Source organism: Gaetbulibacter sp. M240 (genome assembly GCF_043876815.1).
Classification (GTDB): Bacteria; Bacteroidota; Bacteroidia; order Flavobacteriales; family Flavobacteriaceae; genus Gaetbulibacter_A.
This window is the reverse complement of the sequence record NZ_JBAWKA010000001.1, coordinates 758869-779717: the sequence shown is the minus strand read 5'-3', so window position 1 is coordinate 779717 and position 20849 is coordinate 758869. Positions and strand designations below refer to the sequence as shown.

The window sequence follows — 20849 nt, the reverse complement described above, 5'->3', positions numbered from 1 at the left end:
TGAAAAGTAAATTTGTTTAATACGCTTTCAAATATTTATTACGTATCTAAAATACTAAATTTTTGAAAATTTAGGCACTTTTATTTAAAAATTTAACACTTAAAATCGATTATCCCCATCGATCAGATCTCCGAGTCCACCAAGAATGCTTCCTTCTCCCCGATCCTTTCCTCCGGTGCGGGGTGCAGATGCTATAATACGGTCTGCAAGTCGGCTAAATGGCAGGGATTGAATATACACTGTGCCGGGACCCTGTAGTTTAGCGAAAAATAAACCTTCACCACCAAAAATGGTATTTTTTATGCCGCCCACAAATTCTATATCATAATCTACCGTATGATCAAATCCTACGATACAACCCGTATCGACTTTGAGGATTTCGCCCGGCTTCAACTCTTTCTTAGCCATCGTTCCTCCGGCATGAACGAACGCCATGCCATCGCCTTCTAGTTTCTGCATAATGAATCCTTCACCGCCAAATAAGCCACGGCCCAACCGCTTAGAGAATTCAATACCAATACTCACCCCTTTAGCCGCGCAAAGGAAGGCATCCTTCTGGCAAATAAATTTTCCGCCAAACCGAGTTAAATCGATTGGAATGATCTTTCCAGGGTAAGGCGAGGCAAAGGATACCTTTTTCTTTCCCATTTGAGCATTATAAAACGCCGTCATAAATAAACTCTCACCTGTAAGAATACGTTTTCCGGCACCAAGGATTTTACCAAGGAATCCATCGTTTTTTGTGGAGCCATCGCCAAAAATAGTTTCCATTTGAACGCCATTATCCATCATCATAAAACTACCGGCTTCGGCAATAACGGCTTCCTGAGGATCAAGTTCAATTTCCACATATTGCATTTCTTCCCCGTGAATATTATAATCTATTTCGTGTGCTAACATAATTTTTAAATTTTTTTGGTTTACGCTTTATTGGTTGAATGAATTCGGATTTTGTTACACCAATATATAGTACTTATTATTTAAGTTTTTAATTTCACACTCCATTCAAAACTGAATGAAGATACCTGTACCCCATCTTCATTGATACCTATGGAAGTCATCCAGATGCTTTGGCCTTCACCGGTCTCTATAGTTTTTTGCAAAGCGTCCTTTATGACCTGCCCATCGTTGCAGGTAAAGGTGATTTTTCCCGTAGCTTTTTTAGTAAACGTCGCCTTATTGGTGGTTACTAACATGGAAATCTTCTTTCCGGTTTCCTGAATTTTACCAATAACTAAAGCCCCGGTTGTAAACTCGGCTGCCATACCCTGCACCGCCCAAAACATGGAATTGAATGGGTTCTGATTGATCCAACGATGGGTTACAGTGGCGATACATTTTTCGTCGTCGATGTAACGACATCGCACGCCACACAGGTATGCAGAGGGTAGTTTAATAATGTTGAATGTATTTAATTTCCTGGGCGTGAGCTTCATATTTGTCTTTTTATTTTTCCCTAAGATAGTGAAATATGAACTTCTATAAAATGTTAAAATTATGTTAATTTTAGTACTATGCGTAACATACTACTATCTTTTAGATATATATTTGCATAGGATATTATTATATACTTTTAAAATCATGATCGACAATCATCAAAAAAACATCGCAACGTTTATACATTTATCAACCTTTAGTAGGTTTATTATTCCGTTTGGAAATTTTATTGGTCCCATCGTATTATGGGTAACTAATAAGGATAAATCGGAATTTGTAGATGCCCACGGGAAACAGGCTATTAATTTTCAAATAAGCATTTTGTTGTATGCCATTATTTTAGGAACCTTGAGTATTCCATTTTTTGTATTTAAAATTTTTAATGGTATTGACTTTATTGATTTTAATAGTTTTAGTGATTTCCATATTAATATCGGTAAACCTTCTCCATTACTCTATATCGGTGGTGTGTTGGGAGCCGTAGCCATTGTTGGATTTATTTTGGAATTGGTATTTATTGTGATCGCTAGTTTAAAGGCTCGTGATGGTCAATTATATCATTATCCATTAACTATAGATTTTTTAAAATAAATGAATTTAAATTGGAGCAAGCCCTGCGTTAGGGATTGAGCGGCCTGTTGGAGCGCCTTGAAAAGCGCGACTAGCGAAAGCCCGACCCACAGGGGAACGCCCAAAAAAATATACTAATCATCATCAATCAATCAATCAAAAAATGAACAGTTTCACAACATTAAAATGCTTTAGAACATGAAGATAGAAAACACCAAAGCACAAATGCGTAAAGGCGTACTGGAATTCTGCATCTTGTCGGTATTAAAAGATAACGACGCTTATGTAGCAGAGATCCTGGACACGCTGAAAGACGCCAAGTTGTTGGTGGTAGAGGGTACGATTTACCCATTACTAACGCGACTTAAAAACGCGGGATTATTAAATTATCGCTGGGAGGAATCGACCTCCGGACCACCGCGAAAATACTACGGTTTAACCGAAACGGGAAAATTATTTTTAAAAGAATTAGACACGACCTGGAATGAATTACAACATGCCGTGACTTTAGTAACAAGCCAAAAAACACAGAAAAAATGAATAAGACAGTCAACATAAATTTAGCAGGTATATTTTTTCATATCGATGAAGATGCATACTTAAAATTACAGCGCTATCTTGAGGCTATAAAACGTTCATTTACAGACTCTCAAGGACGAAATGAAATAGTTTCGGATATTGAAGCGCGTATCGCAGAGCTTTTTAGTGAACGCATTAAAAATGAAAAACAGGTTATTGGCCTAAAAGAGGTAGACGAGGTGATCGCCATTATGGGTCAGCCCGAGGATTATCTTGTAGATGAGGAAATTTTTGAAGATGAGCCTAAAAGCGCACCAAAAAGTACGGTTTCCAGAAAATTGTATCGCGATACTGACAACTCCTATATTGGTGGTGTTTCGTCCGGTTTAGCTCACTATTTTGGTATTGATGCTATATGGATTCGACTAGCCTGGATTTTATTGGTTATTGGCGGAGGTACAGGTATTTTACTCTATATATTATTATGGGTACTGGTTCCTGAGGCTAAAACCACGGCTGAGAAGATCATGATGACGGGCGAGCCTGTTAACATTAGTAATATTGAAAAAAAAATCAAGGACGGCTTTGATAATGTATCAGAGGCTGTAAGTGGTGCGGCCAAAAATGTAAAAGATGCGGCCAAAAATGTAGATATTAAAGGAAAGAGCAGCAAAATAAAATCGTCGTCGCAGACTTTTTTTGACGCGGTTGGCGACGTGATCCTGTTTTTCTTTAAAATATTCGCAAAATTTATTGGGGTACTACTCATTTTGATCGGGGCCTCGACACTTATTGGCCTTATAATAGGTACTTTTTCAGTAGGTATTGTAGATATTGTTCATATCCCGGGAATGGATCTGGTACGTATTGCCAATGCAGGAAACACCCCTATTTGGTTAGCTTCAGTTTTGGTACTTTTCGCTGTAGGAATTCCGTTTTTCTTCCTTTTTTATCTGGGATTGAAAATACTGATAACCAATTTAAAATCTATAGGAAACATTGCTAAATTCACACTTCTGGGTGTTTGGTTAATTTCCGTGATCAGTCTGGTAGTTATTGGTATTCGCGAAGCTAGCGAGCATGCCTTTAATGAAACTTATGTAGAACGGACAGAATTACCGGTTAAAGCTAACGACACCTTGAATATTAAAATGGTGAATTATGAGAATTTTAAATCCGAATTTAATAGAAGTTTCAATGGCTTTAAAGTAATTCATGATGACGCCGGAAATAAACTCATGTATTCTAGAGATGTTGATATTAGAGTAAAATCGACCACCGACTCATTAGCTTCGATTGCTATTGAAAAAAGTGCGGATGGTCGTAATTACGAAACCGCTATAGACCGCGCCAAAGCCATAAATTATAATTTCGAATTACAGGGTAATACCTTATTACTGAATAATTATTTAACTACAGCTACCGGAAATAAATTCAGTGATCAGGAAGTAGATCTGATCTTGTATTTACCCGAGCAGTTGGTAGTAAAGTTCAATAATAATACCAGTTCGTATTTGTATTATAAGCGCTACGATGGTAATCTGGTTTCAAGAAATGACACGAATCACTATTTACGTATTTTAGAAGATGCTATTGAATGTGATGATTGTCCTGAAGAGGAGGATACTGAAATACGCATCAATATAAAATCACCAAATATTGATATTGACGATGAAGGGGTTGAATTCAGAACGGACGAGGGCACGCTGCGTATTGATAAATCTGGTGTAAAAGCTGAGGGTGAGAATACGAAAGTAAAAATTGATGCTAAAGGTGTCGATATTCAATCCGATGACAATTAAAAATTAATCAAATAAACCAAACAATCATTAATCAAAAAATCAATTAATCATGACAACACTAGCAAGAATTACAATCACTACAATCCTCAGTTTCATTATGTTTTCCTGCAATTTTGACGTTCATTTTAACAGCGGCGTTAAAGGAAACGGAAACGTAACGGTAGAGGAGCGTGAAGTTAATGAGCCTTTTTCAAGTATTAGAGCTTCTGAAGGTTTAGATGTTTATTTAACACAGGGGAACGATACTCAAATTACAGTTGAGGCCGATGAGAATTTACAAGAGCTGATCCTTGTTGAAGTAGATAACGATGTTTTGAAATTACACACTAAAAAGAATATTGGCCGAAGTAAAGCTAAAAAAGTAATGGTTCACTTTAAGGAAGTTTCCAGTATTTCAGGAAGCAGCGGAAGCCGTGTAAAAAGCACCAATACCATCGTTGCAAAACATTTGGATGTTCGCGGTTCTAGTGGTAGTAGTTTGAAATTAGAAGTTGCAACTGATGTCCTTGATTGTGGCTCTTCCAGCGGTAGTTCTGTGAAATTAACTGGAGAAACACAACGCCTTATTGCCGATGCCAGTAGTGGCAGCCAAATTAAGGCACAGGATCTTACAGCACAAAAATCAAGTGTTAATGCATCAAGTGGTGCCAATGTTTCGGTGAACACACAAGAATCATTGGTAGCTAAAGCTTCCAGTGGTGGAAACATTACGTATTATGGAAACCCTGAAACGGTTGAAAAAAGTGATGGTGTTTCCGGAAACATCAGCAAACGTTAATGCACCAAACAACAACCTAAGAACCAACCAAAATAAAACCCATTCTGAAATTTCAGAATGGGTTTTTTGTTTTAAATTTATTTTTGACTAGTTAATAAACCATTGTTTGAATGGCATGACCTGGTATTTCAAGCGAGACTTCACTATCTCTTACAATAAGTTTATATTTAATAGCTTCGTCTGTCTTATTCATGACAACTGTAACCATTTGGCCGTTATTATTTCTGAATGTGGTACTCTCTATGTTACTTCTACTCGTAGTGGTGCTAACCCTAAAGGCTCCTTTTTGTATAAACCTTGAAAAATGGCCAATGTAGTAAAACGATGGCGTAAATATCAGGGTGTTAGTTCTGGTATCTGCGTGAACTGGAGCAAAACATAGGTTACTAACGTGATTGGGACCTCCTGTTTCATCTAATAGAATATTCCAGTCTGTCCAGCCTACAGTTCCATTATTAAAATCATTAATCATAGAACTGCCATAGCGTTCTGCATTAGACCAACGAAAATAATGTTCGCTATCAAATTTTTCCTGACACCCTTCGGTAAAAAGAATATTTTTTGTCGGAAACGAATCATTTATATTTCCCAGGTTATCATACTTAGGCTCTCCACCTGTCCATGTTTCATACCAATGAAAGCCAATACCCCAAGCATATTTAGCAGCTTCGGGATCTTCAAATATGGTATTTGCACGATGTGAAATCAGGTCTCTGTTATGATCCCAAACTACAATGTTTTTATCACTAAATCCGGCTTTTTCAAAAGTTGGACCTAAATAGTTTTTAAGAAAGTCTCGTTCTTCATCTGCTGTATATATACAAGATTCCCATCGTTGTTTTGCCATAGGTTCATTTTGAATAGTCACGCCCCAAACAGGAATATTTTCTTTTTCATAAGCTTGAATAAATTTCACATAATAATCTGCCCAAGTTTGGTAATATTCTGGTAATAATTTGCCCCCCTGAAGCATATTGTTATTGCTCTTCATAAATGCTGGCGGACTCCAGGGACTTGCATAAAAAACCAAGTCGTTGTTGCCAATTAAACCCATAGCTCTTTTAATCATCGGAATCCTGAATTCTTTATCATGATTTATAGAAAAGCTTTTTAACTCCTTATCGCCTTCTTCAATATAAGTAAAACTATATGGGCTAAAATCACAACTATGAATACTGGTTCTGATAATATTATAGTTGTTTCCATCTTCACTGAAATAAGCATTCAACAATGTTTCTTGTTTATCTTTACTAAGCTTAGCAAATACTTCTGCTGAAGCATCCGTTATAGCTCCCCCAATTCCCAAAAACTCTTGAAATGTCTTATCAGGATTAACAAAAACAGCTAATTCTGTTTCTAATACCTGTTCAGCACTTTTAAAAGTGTACGACCCACTTTCAGTAAGTTTAAGGTCTGAACCCTCTGCCGTTGTGTAGACTTTTAGTTTCTGGTTTAAAAATACATTTTGCTTACTTTCCAATTTTAGGTGGTCCTTAATAATCTGCAATTCTCCTTTTCTGGTCTTTGCGCAAGAAATAATAACTATGGATAGAGCCAATAATACGAACTGCTTTTTTATCATTTTTAAGCTTTTTAAATTAATTCCAAACGTAGGTTCCTACAGAACCGGCTTTAAGCGAGGTGGTAATGGATTCATCTGGAGCATGAATATTAAAAGACCTATCGATTGAAGTATTGTTTAGAACAACAACTACAATTTGTCCTGAAGGTGTTTTAAAGGCTACATTGGGTAAATCTACTGAATTATTTGAACTTACTCTAATAGACCCGGGTCTTACAAATTTGGATGCATGTGCAATAATGTAGTATGCTACGTTTCTATTTACCCTATCCCCATCTATAGTTAAAGCTCCCAAACATTCCGTACAACCGCCCTCCGTATGTGGCTCTAAGTTAGAATTTGAAGCCAAGTTCCATTCTAAAACAGTTTTACACCAGTTTCTAGTTGCACCTATAATAAGTTCTCGAGTATGCCATTTTAAATTATCTTCAAATTCTGAATTTACCCCTACCCATTGTTCTGTAAAATACAGATTCTTATCAGGATGTTTCTGATAAATATTACTTAATGCACTGATATTTCCTCCATATAAATGAAAGGCAGAGCCATCGATATATTTATTGGCTTCAGGATCATCCAAGATTGACATTGGATAATCTATTCGATCCGCATTATGATCGTAGATAATTATTTTAGTGCTTATTCCAGCTTTCTCAAATGCAGGTCCTAAATGATTTTTAACAAATACGGCTTGATCTGAAGCTTCCATCAATAAGCTTGGGTTATTCCCTGGATGTAAAGGCTCATTTTGAACGGTAATTGCATCTATAATAATTCCTTCAGAAGCCATCGCCTGAATATATTTAACAAAGTAATTGGCATAGGCATTATAATATTCTGGTTTTAAACTCCCCCCTTTAAAGTTTTGATTTGTCTTCATCCATGTCGGCGGAGACCATGGTGAACCTAATATTTTGATATTTGGATTTATGGTTAAAATTTCCTTCAAAACAGGAATTAAATTATCCCGGTCTTTTTCAATTGAAAATTTGGTCATTTCTTCATCCGTTTCTCCGGGAGGTAAATCATTATATGAGAAAGGAGCTTCATCTAAATCTGAAGCACCAATGCTTATTCTTAAATAACTAACGCCAATATTTTCATTATCCGCCCTAAAAAGCTCATCTAACAAACTACTTCTGTTAGAGGACGTCATCTTATTAATGTGTAACGCGCTGCCCCCGGTTAATGTATAGCCAAAACCATCTATTTCCTGATATTCTGTTTCTGGGTTGATGGTAATAGAGAAGTTCGTATTCTCTCTGTAACTTGGAACTTTAGTTGGTTGCAACCGAAATAGCTCAGATTTATCAGCCTTGGTTACATAGAGATCTACCTTACTATAGTTTATTTGTGGAATTGAATTTTCAGGATCTATTTCATTGGAAGTTGTACTTTTTGGAGAACAATTTCCCATAAATATGAGTGCAGAAAATAAAATAATAAATTTAGTCATTAGAAATACATTCTTTTGGATTACGGAAGCCTTATAATTCGTCATATCAGTCATCTTGTAATAGATAAACCCATACTCCCCACTTCAAGAGTATGGGCTTAAAAAACTAAAACAAACTCAATAAAATATGTGTTATATACTAAATATTATTGTACAACTCTCATTTCAACATTATCAATTGAAACACCGTCTTTCAAATTTTCACCGCCACACTTAATGACTAAGTAAATGGTTTCAGTGGCTTGCGCGACGAACTTTCCTTGCTCACCTTGAAAATCGCATCCTCCAACCGTTAAAAACCAACTAAATGGTTCTGTACCACAGCCACCCCATGTACTAAACTTAGCTATGGCGCCTCCTGCAGAATAATCCGACCCATCCACAGGTACCGTTGTTGAAGCAAAAACTTCAAACCATGTATTCTGAACACCAGAGGTAGAACTCACCAACATATCGACTTTATAGGTTAATCCTTCTATAACATCTACAGTTTGATAAATTCCTTTTTGATTCCAACCTCCTCCTTGCACGGTTGCCTTCCCCTCTGCAAAAGTCCATTCTGTTCCTGATTCACTAATATTTAAGACAGTCCATTCAGCAATATCCGCATTGCTCTCAAATTTCCCCCCTCTAATGATATTACCTGCTATAGGATCGGAAGTTTCTACCTCCAAAGTTTTAGTAACTATGTCTGACTCTCCGCCAACACCTGTCACCTTGTGCTGAATGGTATAAGTTCCCGCATCCGGAATAAAAACTTGTTTCGTGTTTTTTCCTAAATTAAATCCTGCACCGTCGGCCACATCCCAATGCGACGTTAGATAATTATTGTCTGCAGTAAATAAAAAGGTGTTATTGTTTTCATCTGTAACTTGAGTAATTGTGAAATTGGCATCCAAAGCTCTTGTTTCAACAAGCCCATTACCAACACCTAAGTTATCGGGTTGACAAGAAATGACTGCTATCACCGACAACACAAACAAAACCTTGTCAATATTTTTAAAATTTATAATTGATTTCATAATAATTTATTTTTTAACAATTAATAATTAGGATTCTGAACAAGCATGGTATTTTCTAATTCAGATAACGGGATTGGTAAAATTTCATTTTTACCAGGTGTAAAACCTTTACTTGCCAAAGCTGTTGCTGCTCTACCAGTTCTAACCAAATCGTACCATCTGTGACCTTCACCGGCCAATTCTAAACGACGTTCCTGCCAAATGGCTTCTAATGATACCGGAACAGATGGTAATCCTGATCTCGATCGTACTGCATCTAATAATGCTTGTGCTCTCGTTCCACTTCCTCCCAAAGCTTCTGCTTCCATTAAATAGGTGTCTGCCAAACGCATCATGTATGTGTGCTGTTTAAAATTCAACTCAACCGCGCCGCCACCTGTTGATGCATCTGAGTTTAAAGGCATAAACTTTTTAAGATAATATCCTGTATACTGATAGCTTTTTTCAAGCTCTACTTCACCTGAATCAACAAAGGCCTGTAAATCTTCAATGGTAGCATCATATCTTGGGTCGCCTAGCATGGCGTCGTGTAAACTTTCAGTGATAATGTTAAAACCCCATCCGGATTTATAGTCTGGAGCAGTAGACCCACTAGTTCTTACATAGCCTCTTGGCCCGCACATGATATTTAAAGTATTTCCTTCATCAGCACCTGAACCCCAAAACCACCAATCGGCATTACTTTGATCCGTATGAGCTACTTCAATTATAGATTCGCTATTGTAAGTGTTACTTACGACCCATAAGTCTGCAAAATTATCTAACAGTTTATATCCAAAAGGACTGGTTGACCCCGGCGTCCCGTTTACTTCAGCAAATTGAGCTGCAGCTTCTGAGTTTTTGTTCTGATATAAGTAAACTTTACCAAGTAGAGCCTTACCGGCACCTCTACTTAATCGACCTGCTTCACTTGTTAAATCCAGTGTCATTGGCAAATCTGGAATAGCTTCCAACAAATCCGTTTCAATTTGAGCATAAACATCATTGGGATCTGCTTGTGTTACGCTATAAATTTCATCTGCCTTTAAGGGTGCTGTAATGAGCGGAATATTTCCAAATAATCTTACTAACTCAAAATAATAAATAGCCCTTAAAGTTTTCGTTTCAGCCGCAAACCTTTTTTTAGTAGCCTCATCCATATCTACATCAGGTAATTTAGTAAGCAGGGTATTCGCTCTAAAAATGCCTTGATAAAAATCGTTCCAGTAACTACTTGGCATCGTTGATTCACTGATGGTGTAATTTGAAAACACCTGCAATTGTGAACCATCAGACGAGCTACCTCCGCCAGTAAAATGATCATCTGAACCTGAATTTAGCAAAGAAATCATATTCTCGAAGCCTTTAGATTGCTTTCCAATTACATCATAAACTGCGACCAATCCAGCAAAGGCTTCAGCTTCATTTTTATAATAGTTGTCTTCTAAAGCAGTTCCTTTTGGCTCTACCTCTAAAAATTCTTTACTACATGATGTCGTAAATACCAGTATGAGAATTAACATACTACTTAAATTCTTAATTCTTGTAATTTTCATATCTTCTTATTTTTTGTTAAAACTGTAAATTAATTCCAATTTGATTAGTTATTGCCTGAGGATAAAACCCTCGATCAATACCTAATACACCACCACCAACTTCAGGATCAAAACCGCTATATTTTGTGAAAGTGAGCAGGTTTTCTGCTGTATAATAAATTCTCAATTTATCAACTCCAATTTTTCCTAAAACCTGTGAAGGCAGTGAATAACCAACCTGAAAAGTTTTTAATCTTAAATAATCTCCATCCTCCAAATAAAAATCTGAGGGGTTCGAAAAGTTATTGTTGGTGTCACTAGTGGTTAATCTAGGATAGCTGTTTGAAGTACCTTCTCCTACCCATCTTCCAAGTGCAGCCGTTTGATAGTTTGCGTTCTCTATATCAAGTCTTCGTAAGCCTTGAAAGATTTTATTACCGCTAGCTCCTTGCATAAATACGAGGAAGTCAAAGTTTTTATAATCAACATTAAGCGTAAAACCGAAGGTTAATTTTGGTATTGAACTTCCAAGAAAATCTCTATCATCTGAATCTATATCACCATCACCATCTATATCTTGCCATTTGAAATCACCAGGTTGAGCATTTGGCTGAATAACTGCCCCTTCAGCATTTACATAATTATCTATCTCTTCCTGATTTTGAAAAACACCATTGGTTTTGAAACCGAAAAATGAATTTACGGGTTGCCCTACCTGGGTTCTTGTTATCGGAAAGGTACTTGATTGAAAACCTTGACCTCCAGATAAAAAGTTTACACCATTACCTAAAAAAGTAACTTCGTTCTCTAAATAAGACACATTACCATTTAACGACACATTGACTTCATTAAATTTCTTATTATATCCAATTTCTAAATCGATACCGGTGTTTTTCATGTCGGCAACGTTACCTGTCGGGCTATCTATGGCACCAACATAACCAGGTAACGTAATGGGTTGTAAAATGCCAGTAGTTTCTTTTTTGTACCAATCGAATACAACCGAAAAATGGTTAAATAATCGCGCATCAAAACCAACGTTTAGCTGACTCGTTTCTTCCCATTTCAAATCTGGGTTTGAAGGTGCATTGGGGCTATTACCTATAGTTACTGAACCTGAGGTTCCTATAGTATAGTTTCTTCCGTCTCCAATAGTGGATAAATATTGAAAATCTCCAATATTATCATTACCTGTGATACCATAACCACCTCTAATCTTTAATTGATTTAAAACATCATTATCTTTCCAAAAACTTTCCTTTGAAGGCACCCAACCTGCTGAGAACGATGGGAAAAAACCATATTTATTATTGCTTCCAAATCGTGAAGATCCATCTCTCCTGATAATGGCGGTCAATAAATATTTTTCATCATAATCGTAGGTTAATCTGGAAAACAACGAGGTTACTTTATGTTCGATACCCGTATAGGCCGACGCCACGATCTGGTCTGAAGGTACGCTGAAATTGAAAGAGGCATTTCTATAATTATCTACCGGAATTCCAAAATAACTTACGGTTTCACCAGAAGATATATTATCAACATAAACACCCTGACCAAGAAGCAGATTAAAATTATGACTTTTAATTTCTTTGGAATATGAAACGATATTTTCCACATTCCAACCAAATCCCTTATTTGTACTTCTTGAAATATTATTTTGAGTGACATTTGTAGCCGCATTTAAATAAGAAACAGGAGTAAAGCTTTCGTTCCCCCAATAGGCTAACTTGGCGCCAAATGTACTTCTAAATTTCAGTCCTTCAATAGGTTCTAATTCAACATAGGCATTACCTACAAAATTATCCGCCCATCCATAATCACCTAAACGCGTTTGTTGATAAGCTAATGGATTCGACATTTCTTGAGCGACTAAACTAGAAATACCATAAGGGTTACCGTTCGCATCTCTCAATGCCCCATTGTTGGTGTAGGGAGCTTGATTTGCTCTTGTGGGATCTGTTTCTACAACAGGTGTTAGTGGATCTAAGTTTATAGCCGAGGACAGAGGTCCGCCAAATTCACTATTGGTATTTCCTATACCAACGATTTTCTCATTTGAGTAACCAACAGTTTGACCAAAACGAAGCTTTTCCGAAATGTTATGTGTAGAATTTAAACGGATATTCTTTCTTGTATAGTTCGAAATATCACTCAAAACGATACCTTCCTGATCGTTATATCCAAATGACGCGTAAAATTTAGACACATCATTACCACCACTTACACTCAATTCATGTAACGTTCTTCTGGCATTATTGTTAAAAATAGTAGATTGCCAATCCGTACCAGCCCCAAAAGATTCAGGGTTAGAAAATAAAGGACTACCTCCACCATTTACAGATTTCTCATTAAGTAATGTTGCATACTGCGTAGCATTTAATAAATCTAATGTTCTGGCCGTTGAAGACACTCCAGTATACCCATTATAGTTTACACTTAATTTACCAGACTTTCCTTTTTTAGTCGTGATAAGTATAACCCCTGTTGCCGCTCTGGCTCCATAAATAGCTTGTGAAGCTGCATCTTTTAAAACTTCTACAGAAGCGATATCCGATTGATTTAAAAAACCAATCCCTCCGGCATCTACAACAACACCATCAACAACCCATAAAGGTTCATTACTACCTAGTGTGGTAATACCTCTAACTCTTACCGTAGAAGAAGCCCCAGGTTGTCCTGAATTAGCTGCAATTGTAATACCTGATACTCTTCCCTGCAAGGTTTGTTCCACACGAGTTATTGGCAAGTCTTCAAGTTCGCTTTCTTTAACACCCGAAATGGCCCCTGTTACCACGCTCTTTTTCTGGGTACCATAACCTACAACTACAACTTCATCAAGCTTTGCTAAATCTTCATTTAAAGTTACGGTTATACTTGAATCATCGCTTATCGCAACTTCTTTAGTAACATAGCCAACGTAGCTAAACGAGAGAATGGAGCCCACATTAAGATTTTTCATTGTAAAGCTTCCATCAAAATCTGTAACAGTTCCATTACTGGTACCTTTTTCAAGTACATTAACACCTGGGATTGGTATACCCGATTGATCTTGTACTATTCCATTTATTGAAAAATCTTGTGCAAATGAAGTCCAAGAGATTGAAATAAATAAAATAATGAACAATTTAAAGTTCAAATAGTCTTTTTTCATGTTTAGTTAATTTAGTTAGGTTCAATTTATTCAGCGCAGAGGTAGAATAAATTAAATGTATTGCAACAAAGGAAACCTAGAAGAGCCCCGAGGACAACATAAAGTAGTTAATTAGTAGATATATCGAAGTAAATAAAATATCAAATCACTGAATTACAGATATTTGAATATTTATTAGTTTTTTAAATAAGTAGATATTTTACAAATAAAGAGTAGTGAAACACCTTGAAAATAACAAGGGTTTTGAATTTAATAAGAGTGCTTAAGTAATTTTCTTAACCAATTCCTCGAATTGTTCTCTGTCAAGAGCTGAATTCCTGATTTTTACCCGATAGTTGTAGATGGTATTTACAGAATAACGCAATATTTTAGAAATTACAGAACTGTTTGTGATTCCCAATCGGATTAATGCCAAAATTCTAAGTTCTGTGTTTAATAACTCTCCCTTGCCCACAACTATTTGCTCACCAGGCTTTAGTAAAGCATTAACATCCGTTACAAAATTTGGGTATATATGAAGAAAAGAATTGTCGAAGTTTGTATAAAAGAGGTTTAACTCCGCTTCTATTACTTGTTTTGAGTTTGTTAGTTCAAGTAAATCTTTAGTTTTATTGGTTATAATATATTTCTTCACCATTTTCCTATACCCATCCAATTTATCAATGTATTCAGAATACAAATTTAGAAAGGTTCCTATATATTGCTCCTTAACCGTATCAACTTTAGCTAGTGTGTCATACAATCGCTTGAGATCTTGATTTACCTCTGTCAAATTTTTGTTCAAGCCCTTTAATTTAGAGTTTGCCGTCTTTAATTCTTTTCTAGCCTTGGTGATTTTTTTATACTGCCTATCAATAAAAAATAAAGCTAGCAGTAAAATAACAGTCAATAAACTAATAAATAGTAACTGTCTTTCTAGTTTATTACTTTGCTCTTGGATTCTCGCCTCAAATGCATTGGATATTTTGGGTGAGATATTAGAAATGTTTAAAAATCTTAATTGAGAGTTATAAAATCTTGCATCCTCTAATGAAAAATTGATATACCTATGCGCCCTTTCAACTTGTCCTTCCTCAAAAAGGTTTTCAGCAAGAATTGTTAAGGAAGCATTATCTTTCACTGACCCTTGTATATCGGATATCGCGGATAAAATCAAATACTTTTTTTGACCGGCTTTATCCTTATATACATCCCGTATCATATACGAACGATTGAAGGCAGCTAAAGAATAATCACGCGTACCCATGTTAACGGAGGACAAGATTTTTTCATTTACCTTTAAAGCTTTTTCCGGTTCATGAATATCCCTATAATGCTGTTCAATAGCTATTAAATATTCAATCGAGTTCTTTTTTAACTTCGAGATCTCGATATTTAGAGAATCACCAAAAGCCAAGTACAAATTCTCATATTTCTTGCGAATATCTTCTACTTTTGAAATTCGCCTCAGTTCGGAATAACACTTCTTGTAATTAAAAAAATACTCCTTAAATAATCTAGTAGGAATGGAAGCTCTATCAATTCCATTTAAAACATCAATACTTTCAATATACCTGCCTGACGTGGCTAAAATTCTGGACAGCCTTAAATTCGATTCAACGAGCATGGTGTCATTTCGAATTTTATTGGCTAATTCAATATTTTGATTAATTAACTGCAGAGACTCATTAAAACTATAATATTCATACTCTGTTATTAATTTATTAATTAGGAAAAATCTATTTTGGGCAGTCATGTCCTCAGCTGAAAGTAACTTTTTAATATTACTTATTCTAGTTTCTTTAGCCTGATCATAGCGATCTCGCTTTGCCATAGTTTCTTCCAACACAACCAACAAAGAATCTAAGTTTTGCGAGTGGATTATATTAGTAAAAAGAAATAAAACTATTAAAAATCTTTTCATGAAAACAAATGTAATAGTTTATAGGAAATTTTCATGAATATCTTATTTTTTTACAGAAACAAAATGACAACAAAAATAAGAGAAAATGACGTTGAAGAAGAAAAAGAACCATCGTAATATTCTGAAATCCTAATTATCGCTTATTGCAAATAAAAAAACCGACTCCCTAAAGAAAGCACACTTTCTATGCGAGTCAGTTTTTTTTATTTCGTCGGGATGACAGGATTTGAACCTGCGACCACACGGCCCCCAGCCGTGTACGCTAACCGGACTGCGCCACATCCCGATTTATAAACCTTCAAGGTATCTTTTTATACCCCGCTTTTTAATTTTTTGTTCTAATTCTATTGCAGCACTTTTGGAACTGCAGTTAAAACTTCTCACCAATTCCCAAGGAATTCCTTTAGTCGTGTATTTTTTCCCTGAAGCATTATGCGTAACCAAACGTTTATCTAAATTATTAGTATAACCTACGTAATACCTTTCTATTTTTTTGCTGTAAAGTATATAAACTTTATACATTTTATCCAGTTTTGAGGCGACCATTACGCCTTAGCGTAATACGCTAACCGGACTGCGCCACATCCCGATTTTAAAATGTGTTCAAAGAAAACAATTTTTGACATAAACTACAAACCAAAAACCACGTTGATTGATCTTTGGTATATGTCGAAGCTATTTTAGTTATATGTGGACGTAGAGACTTCAAATGAAGCATCCTTCGAAGCCAGATAACGCTCTGCATCTAGTGCTGCCATACAGCCTGTTCCAGCAGCCGTAATGGCCTGTCTGTAAACATGGTCTGCTGCATCACCTGAAACAAACACTCCTTCGACATTGGTTTTAGCAGTTCCGGGAACATTAATAATGTAGCCTGTTTCATCTAGGTTCAAATAATCTTTAAAAATATCTGTATTTGGTTTATGGCCTATAGCTACAAAAAATCCGGTTGCAGGAATTTCATGCTTCTCATTCGTTTGATTATTAAAAACTTTCACCCCAGTTACTACCTGGCCATCACCTAACACTTCTTCCGTTTCAGTATTAAAAAGAATTTCAATATTTGGTGTATTTTTAACCCGATTGGCCATAATTTTCGACGCTCTGAATTCATCACGACGCACTAACATGGTCACTTTTTTACAAAGATTTGATAAATAATGCGCTTCTTCGCAGGCTGAATCACCCGCACCAACAATCACAACTTCTTGATTTCTATAGAAAAATCCGTCGCAAACGGCACAAGCTGAAACTCCTCCACCTAGTTTTAAATATTTTTGCTCAGATTCTAAGCCTAAGTACTTCGCCGAAGCACCTGTTGAAATTATAACAGTATCGCAGTGAATTTCTTTTTCGTCGTTTACCCACACTTTATGAACATCACCAGAAAAATCAACTTTTGTAATCCATCCGTGCCGCACATCAGCTTCAAAACGTTCTGCCTGCTTCTGAAGTTCAATCATCATTTCAGGCCCTGTGATCCCATCAGGATAACCAGGGAAATTTTCAACTTCATTGGTTGTTGTTAGTTGCCCGCCGGGCTGAGTTCCCTGATATAAAACCGGTTTCATATTAGCTCTCGCTGCATATATTGCAGCCGTATATCCGGCTGGTCCCGATCCTATTATCAAGCATTTTACTTTTTCAATATCTGTTGCCATAATCTTATTTCCATTTGATAGGACAAAAGTAGAATTTTTAGCAGAAAACTTACACTTAAGTTATTAACACTTTACTATGCCCGTATACCGAAAATCTATATTCCCAAAGTTTATATTATAATTTTTTGTAAATTTAAGTATACCAATTAAACCGAACATTATGAAAAATTATTACGTACTCTTTGTTCTTTTGGCTTTATTTATGAGCTGTAAGGATATGGACAAAAACACTGAAGACGAAAGCCAAATGAAGGATGAACCCGCCTTGGAGGGTGCCTGGGAGCTAGTGAGTTTCCTGAATTACGATGCTGATGGTGTTGCAGACACCATTAATTCTTCAAATGATTATAAACAAATGAAAATGTACTCCCAAAGTAAAATTATGTGGAGTCGTTTACGCACCGGAGACTCTCTGGATTGGTTCGGTGTTGGCGATTATACTTTTGAAGATGGCATTCTAACCGAAGTCTTGGATTACGGTTCTAAAGCCATGAATAACCGTATTAAGGACAACAGCCATTTTCAATTTGAAATTGAAATTACAGACACCACCTTTACCCAGATCGAAGTAGACAGCCTCGGCCATCGTATTTATGCTGAAACCTACAGACGTATTGAATAGAGTGTGGTTTTAAGGTGCAGAAGCTTTATATAAAATACTTTCCGGTGCTGATGACGTTATTGTATAAGGGCTGTTTGCTAATACAATAACTGTGTCCCCCTTTTTACAATCTACTTGTGATTCACCCTGTGTAAACACAACTGACCCGTTTATTACGATTAATATCTCTGCGGTTTTGGAGATTGACTTATAGGTGTTAGCTTCCGATAATTTAATTTGACTGAGCTCAAAATCGGGAGCAGGACTTTTATAAATACGTTCAAGCCCATCACTTTGCAACTCCCCTTTCATGATATTAGGCTTTGTGGCTTCAAAAGCAACATGCTTTAATAACTCTGGTACATCAACATGTTTTGGGGTTAGCCCACCTCGCAAAACATTATCAGAATTTGCCATAAGCTCCATATTTTGACCTTCCAAATATGCATGAGGAATCCCGGCATCCTGGAATATAGCTTCACCCTTTTCAGCTTTTACAATGTTGAAAAAATAAATAGAATAGATACCTTTATCCAAATTTGAAGGATCCTCTGAAGCGTCCACAGCTTTCGCGGCCCAATAATCCGGGGAAGCTTTTGCTAATTTTCCTTCTTTGTAAAGTGGTAAGATCCGATCGACCAATGGCTTTAAAGTCGCATTCGTTTTCTCCTGAGATTCTTCCATAACGGTTTTATACAAGCCATAGTAACCACCTTTTTCAAATACCGGAATGAGATCTTTGAACTCTGGATTTTGGTTTAAAATTTTCTTCAATTCTGTTTCGGGTAAAAAACCATGCAACAACCAGAACTCACTTAAAGCCACCATGATTTCCGGCTTATGATTGTCGTCCTTGTAATTTCTGTGTGACGCCGTTAATGGAATACCTAAATCATTTTCTTTTTTAAAACCTTTTTCGGCTTCAGACTTAGTCGGATGAACCTGAATAGACAACATATCATGTACATCCAAAACCTTAAACAAATAAGGTAATCTACCGAATTTCTCATAAACCTTATGACCTATTGAAGTTTCCAAATTATTATTCAAAAATGAATTTAGAGGAACCTCACCATTTAAGGTTATTATACTTGACGGGGCTTTATCATGTGCACCCAGCCAATATTCAGCACATTTTGTATTTGTTACTGCTTTGCCTAATAATTCCGGTATAAATTGGTATCCACCCCAGGCATAATTTTGTATTTGTCCTTTTAAAGGAAATAACTTGGTCATAATTAAAAACTTTAATAAACGGTTTTTTACAGTATAGGAATATCTATTTTGAAATTCAAAAATATGGGAATTTTTATTGGATAAACAGGGATTTCTCAATTTTAAATGAACCCTGAATTAAATTTGAACAACTTTGGTTAAATAATCATCCAAAGTAATGATTCGTGACCATTTAAGGTTTCATAAACTCGAAATTCTGAAATTGGTAAAATCAAAAAACCCTGCAAAAAAAGATTTGCAAGGTTTTTTCATCATAGACTAATATAACACTTATTAAATATGATGGCTATGAACTAATCAGTCCTATTATTGATAACTAACAAAAATTAAAAAATCTAATTAGTTCCGTTTAAAAATTTTGGTTTTATAACAAGCATGGTCCATGCCCAATTTTGAGTTCCTGAAGCAGCGTCCTCCGTAATCCCTTTCAATTCATACATACCATCGGATGGGAATAAATGCGAGTAACCAGCAACTAAGGCATAGCCTTTAAATTGTTTTTTGAAGACCAAATCAATTTCAGTTCCTAAAGATTTTTCTCCGCTTGGAAGGTCTTGTTCCCCACTAAAATTCAATGCCTTTACCATAAGACTTGAGGTCTCATTCAATTTGAAATTAGCACTTACGTGAACATCAAATAAGCCCACTGAATTTGCATGGTTCCCCACATAAAAATAATCCATTAATCCATTAAACTTATGGTTGGTTCCATAAAGCGGGAAGAATGCACCGGTTTCTCCAGCCCCTGCATCATTACCGCTTATAATCTCAAGACCAGCACCTAAATCGACTTTTGATGACACTTTATAACTCAGATCCAGACCTAATAAATAGGCGCCTTTAACATCCACTTCCCCTTGTCTCTGACCAGTTTGAAGGAAGGCATTACCGGACAGACCAAAACTTCCATTTTTATATGTTAAATGTGTTCCTAATGTTTGAAGGTTGCTTACCCCATCAGTTTCTTGAAAGCCATTATTCAACAATAATAAGCTTCCTGTGAAGTTTTCCCAGGCTTGTTTCAAATAAGCATATTGCATCGTTTTATACGAAAAGAAACCTGTTGTGTTATAAGTTGTTCCTGCTGATTGAAAACCTGTAGGATTTGAATAATCCTGATTGAATGCCAATCCTATGTCGAGCATAAATTTATCTTTGGAATACTTTATTAAGGCCGCATCATGGTTTCGTCCTTGCTGTGCCCAATCCAGGCCGCCGAAGATACGTTGATCATCATAAGAAATTACCTGACGCCCTAATTTTGTAGACCAACCTGTACCAAGTTGTACCTCAGCCCAGGCCTGAAATACAGCAAAAGAGTTGTTTTGATCATAAGGCAATATTTGTCTGTTCTCGCCCCAAACCAGGACATCCTGTAAGCTCAAATAAAAGTTATAAGTTTCAGTTTTAAAACCAGCATTTAATCTTGCTCTGGTTGAAATTCCAAAACCGGCATCAGCATCTTCTGCGATGAGATTTCCGAATCCATTTCGATACTCAGCACGAGGTCTGAACTCACTATCTATAGTCAATTGTGCGCTTGCCACCTTTCCCATTAGGGCAAGCAATCCTATTAAAACATATTGTTTCTTCATTTTTCTTGTTTTTAAGTAT

The 20849-nt window shown here is 36.2% G+C and carries 17 protein-coding genes and 1 tRNA gene; 5 read left to right on the top strand and 13 right to left on the bottom strand.

Features of this window, described 5'->3' with window-relative positions:
* Positions 1-99: 99 nt before the first annotated feature.
* Both V8G61_RS03460 and V8G61_RS03455 read right to left on the bottom strand, forming a co-directional pair.
* A complete protein-coding gene (locus V8G61_RS03460) occupies positions 100-900 on the bottom strand; it encodes a TIGR00266 family protein (protein WP_394874035.1) in 801 nt (266 codons plus the stop codon).
* A gap of 80 nt (positions 901-980) precedes the next feature.
* On the bottom strand, positions 981-1436 hold the full coding sequence (locus V8G61_RS03455) for a DUF4442 domain-containing protein (RefSeq protein ID WP_394874034.1): 456 nt from the start codon (positions 1434-1436) through the stop codon (positions 981-983).
* 145 nt (positions 1437-1581) lie between these two features.
* Here V8G61_RS03455 and V8G61_RS03450 point away from each other — a divergent pair, with 145 nt between their 5' ends.
* The 4 genes from V8G61_RS03450 (at position 1582) to V8G61_RS03435 (ending at position 5106) form a co-directional block, all read left to right on the top strand.
* The gene (locus V8G61_RS03450; RefSeq protein WP_394874033.1) at positions 1582-2028 is read left to right on the top strand and encodes a DUF4870 domain-containing protein; all 447 of its coding nucleotides are present in this window, start codon (positions 1582-1584) and stop codon (positions 2026-2028) included.
* Between the two features lie 177 nt (positions 2029-2205).
* Positions 2206-2547 (top strand): PadR family transcriptional regulator, encoded by a 342-nt coding sequence (locus tag V8G61_RS03445; protein ID WP_394874032.1) that lies wholly within the window; start codon positions 2206-2208, stop codon positions 2545-2547.
* Positions 2544-4328: a PspC domain-containing protein gene (locus V8G61_RS03440; protein WP_394874031.1), complete on the top strand. Its 1785-nt coding sequence runs from the start codon at positions 2544-2546 to the stop codon at positions 4326-4328. Before V8G61_RS03445 ends, V8G61_RS03440 begins: the two co-directional genes overlap by 4 nt.
* Before the next feature lie 49 nt (positions 4329-4377).
* Positions 4378-5106 carry a head GIN domain-containing protein gene (locus tag V8G61_RS03435; RefSeq protein WP_394874030.1) on the top strand — a complete coding sequence of 243 codons (729 nt, stop codon included), beginning with the start codon at positions 4378-4380 and terminating at the stop codon, positions 5104-5106.
* 91 nt (positions 5107-5197) lie between these two features.
* Here V8G61_RS03435 and V8G61_RS03430 read toward each other — a convergent pair whose 3' ends face one another.
* The 9 genes from V8G61_RS03430 to trxB all read right to left on the bottom strand — a co-directional run bounded on the left by V8G61_RS03430 (position 5198) and on the right by trxB (position 17398).
* The gene (locus tag V8G61_RS03430; RefSeq protein WP_394874029.1) at positions 5198-6688 is read right to left on the bottom strand and encodes a glycoside hydrolase family 30 beta sandwich domain-containing protein; all 1491 of its coding nucleotides are present in this window, start codon (positions 6686-6688) and stop codon (positions 5198-5200) included.
* 16 nt (positions 6689-6704) lie between these two features.
* The gene (locus tag V8G61_RS03425; protein WP_394874028.1) at positions 6705-8189 is read right to left on the bottom strand and encodes a glycoside hydrolase family 30 beta sandwich domain-containing protein; all 1485 of its coding nucleotides are present in this window, start codon (positions 8187-8189) and stop codon (positions 6705-6707) included.
* 101 nt (positions 8190-8290) lie between these two features.
* The gene (locus V8G61_RS03420; RefSeq protein ID WP_394874027.1) at positions 8291-9166 is read right to left on the bottom strand and encodes a hypothetical protein; all 876 of its coding nucleotides are present in this window, start codon (positions 9164-9166) and stop codon (positions 8291-8293) included.
* A 20-nt stretch (positions 9167-9186) separates the two neighbouring features.
* The gene (locus V8G61_RS03415) at positions 9187-10701 is read right to left on the bottom strand and encodes a RagB/SusD family nutrient uptake outer membrane protein (protein WP_394874026.1); all 1515 of its coding nucleotides are present in this window, start codon (positions 10699-10701) and stop codon (positions 9187-9189) included.
* A gap of 16 nt (positions 10702-10717) precedes the next feature.
* A complete protein-coding gene (locus V8G61_RS03410; RefSeq protein WP_394874025.1) occupies positions 10718-13834 on the bottom strand; it encodes a SusC/RagA family TonB-linked outer membrane protein in 3117 nt (1038 codons plus the stop codon).
* A 262-nt stretch (positions 13835-14096) separates the two neighbouring features.
* On the bottom strand, positions 14097-15737 hold the full coding sequence (locus tag V8G61_RS03405) for a DUF6377 domain-containing protein (protein WP_394874024.1): 1641 nt from the start codon (positions 15735-15737) through the stop codon (positions 14097-14099).
* A gap of 211 nt (positions 15738-15948) precedes the next feature.
* Positions 15949-16023 (bottom strand) — tRNA-Pro (locus tag V8G61_RS03400).
* Between the two features lie 2 nt (positions 16024-16025).
* A complete protein-coding gene (locus tag V8G61_RS03395) occupies positions 16026-16259 on the bottom strand; it encodes a GIY-YIG nuclease family protein (protein ID WP_394874023.1) in 234 nt (77 codons plus the stop codon).
* A 158-nt stretch (positions 16260-16417) separates the two neighbouring features.
* Complete coding sequence (gene trxB / locus V8G61_RS03390; protein WP_394874022.1) at positions 16418-17398, bottom strand: thioredoxin-disulfide reductase; 981 nt, start codon at positions 17396-17398, stop codon at positions 16418-16420.
* 160 nt (positions 17399-17558) lie between these two features.
* Between trxB and V8G61_RS03385 the strand changes: the two genes are divergently transcribed.
* The gene (locus V8G61_RS03385) at positions 17559-18020 is read left to right on the top strand and encodes a hypothetical protein (RefSeq protein ID WP_394874021.1); all 462 of its coding nucleotides are present in this window, start codon (positions 17559-17561) and stop codon (positions 18018-18020) included.
* A 9-nt stretch (positions 18021-18029) separates the two neighbouring features.
* Here V8G61_RS03385 and manA read toward each other — a convergent pair whose 3' ends face one another.
* The gene (manA, locus tag V8G61_RS03380) at positions 18030-19235 is read right to left on the bottom strand and encodes a mannose-6-phosphate isomerase, class I (RefSeq protein ID WP_394874020.1); all 1206 of its coding nucleotides are present in this window, start codon (positions 19233-19235) and stop codon (positions 18030-18032) included.
* 335 nt (positions 19236-19570) lie between these two features.
* Complete coding sequence (locus V8G61_RS03375) at positions 19571-20830, bottom strand: alginate export family protein (RefSeq protein ID WP_394874019.1); 1260 nt, start codon at positions 20828-20830, stop codon at positions 19571-19573.
* Positions 20831-20849 lie beyond the last annotated feature (19 nt).

What these genes read in the sequence shown, in the direction of transcription:
- V8G61_RS03425 (WP_394874028.1), bottom strand. Translation starts at nt 8,189, where the DNA reads ATGACGAATTATAAGGCTTCCGTAATCCAAAAGAATGTATTTCTAATG.
- V8G61_RS03395 (WP_394874023.1), bottom strand. Translation starts at nt 16,259, where the DNA reads ATGTATAAAGTTTATATACTTTACAGCAAAAAAATAGAAAGGTATTAC.
- V8G61_RS03385 (WP_394874021.1), top strand. Translation starts at nt 17,559, where the DNA reads ATGAAAAATTATTACGTACTCTTTGTTCTTTTGGCTTTATTTATGAGC.
- V8G61_RS03410 (WP_394874025.1), bottom strand. Translation starts at nt 13,834, where the DNA reads ATGAAAAAAGACTATTTGAACTTTAAATTGTTCATTATTTTATTTATT.
- V8G61_RS03415 (WP_394874026.1), bottom strand. Translation starts at nt 10,701, where the DNA reads ATGAAAATTACAAGAATTAAGAATTTAAGTAGTATGTTAATTCTCATA.
- V8G61_RS03430 (WP_394874029.1), bottom strand. Translation starts at nt 6,688, where the DNA reads ATGATAAAAAAGCAGTTCGTATTATTGGCTCTATCCATAGTTATTATT.
- V8G61_RS03460 (WP_394874035.1), bottom strand. Translation starts at nt 900, where the DNA reads ATGTTAGCACACGAAATAGATTATAATATTCACGGGGAAGAAATGCAA.
- trxB (WP_394874022.1), bottom strand. Translation starts at nt 17,398, where the DNA reads ATGGCAACAGATATTGAAAAAGTAAAATGCTTGATAATAGGATCGGGA.
- V8G61_RS03440 (WP_394874031.1), top strand. Translation starts at nt 2,544, where the DNA reads ATGAATAAGACAGTCAACATAAATTTAGCAGGTATATTTTTTCATATC.
- V8G61_RS03445 (WP_394874032.1), top strand. Translation starts at nt 2,206, where the DNA reads ATGAAGATAGAAAACACCAAAGCACAAATGCGTAAAGGCGTACTGGAA.
- manA (WP_394874020.1), bottom strand. Translation starts at nt 19,235, where the DNA reads ATGACCAAGTTATTTCCTTTAAAAGGACAAATACAAAATTATGCCTGG.
- V8G61_RS03455 (WP_394874034.1), bottom strand. Translation starts at nt 1,436, where the DNA reads ATGAAGCTCACGCCCAGGAAATTAAATACATTCAACATTATTAAACTA.
- V8G61_RS03375 (WP_394874019.1), bottom strand. Translation starts at nt 20,830, where the DNA reads ATGAAGAAACAATATGTTTTAATAGGATTGCTTGCCCTAATGGGAAAG.
- V8G61_RS03420 (WP_394874027.1), bottom strand. Translation starts at nt 9,166, where the DNA reads ATGAAATCAATTATAAATTTTAAAAATATTGACAAGGTTTTGTTTGTG.
- V8G61_RS03435 (WP_394874030.1), top strand. Translation starts at nt 4,378, where the DNA reads ATGACAACACTAGCAAGAATTACAATCACTACAATCCTCAGTTTCATT.
- V8G61_RS03450 (WP_394874033.1), top strand. Translation starts at nt 1,582, where the DNA reads ATGATCGACAATCATCAAAAAAACATCGCAACGTTTATACATTTATCA.
- V8G61_RS03405 (WP_394874024.1), bottom strand. Translation starts at nt 15,737, where the DNA reads ATGAAAAGATTTTTAATAGTTTTATTTCTTTTTACTAATATAATCCAC.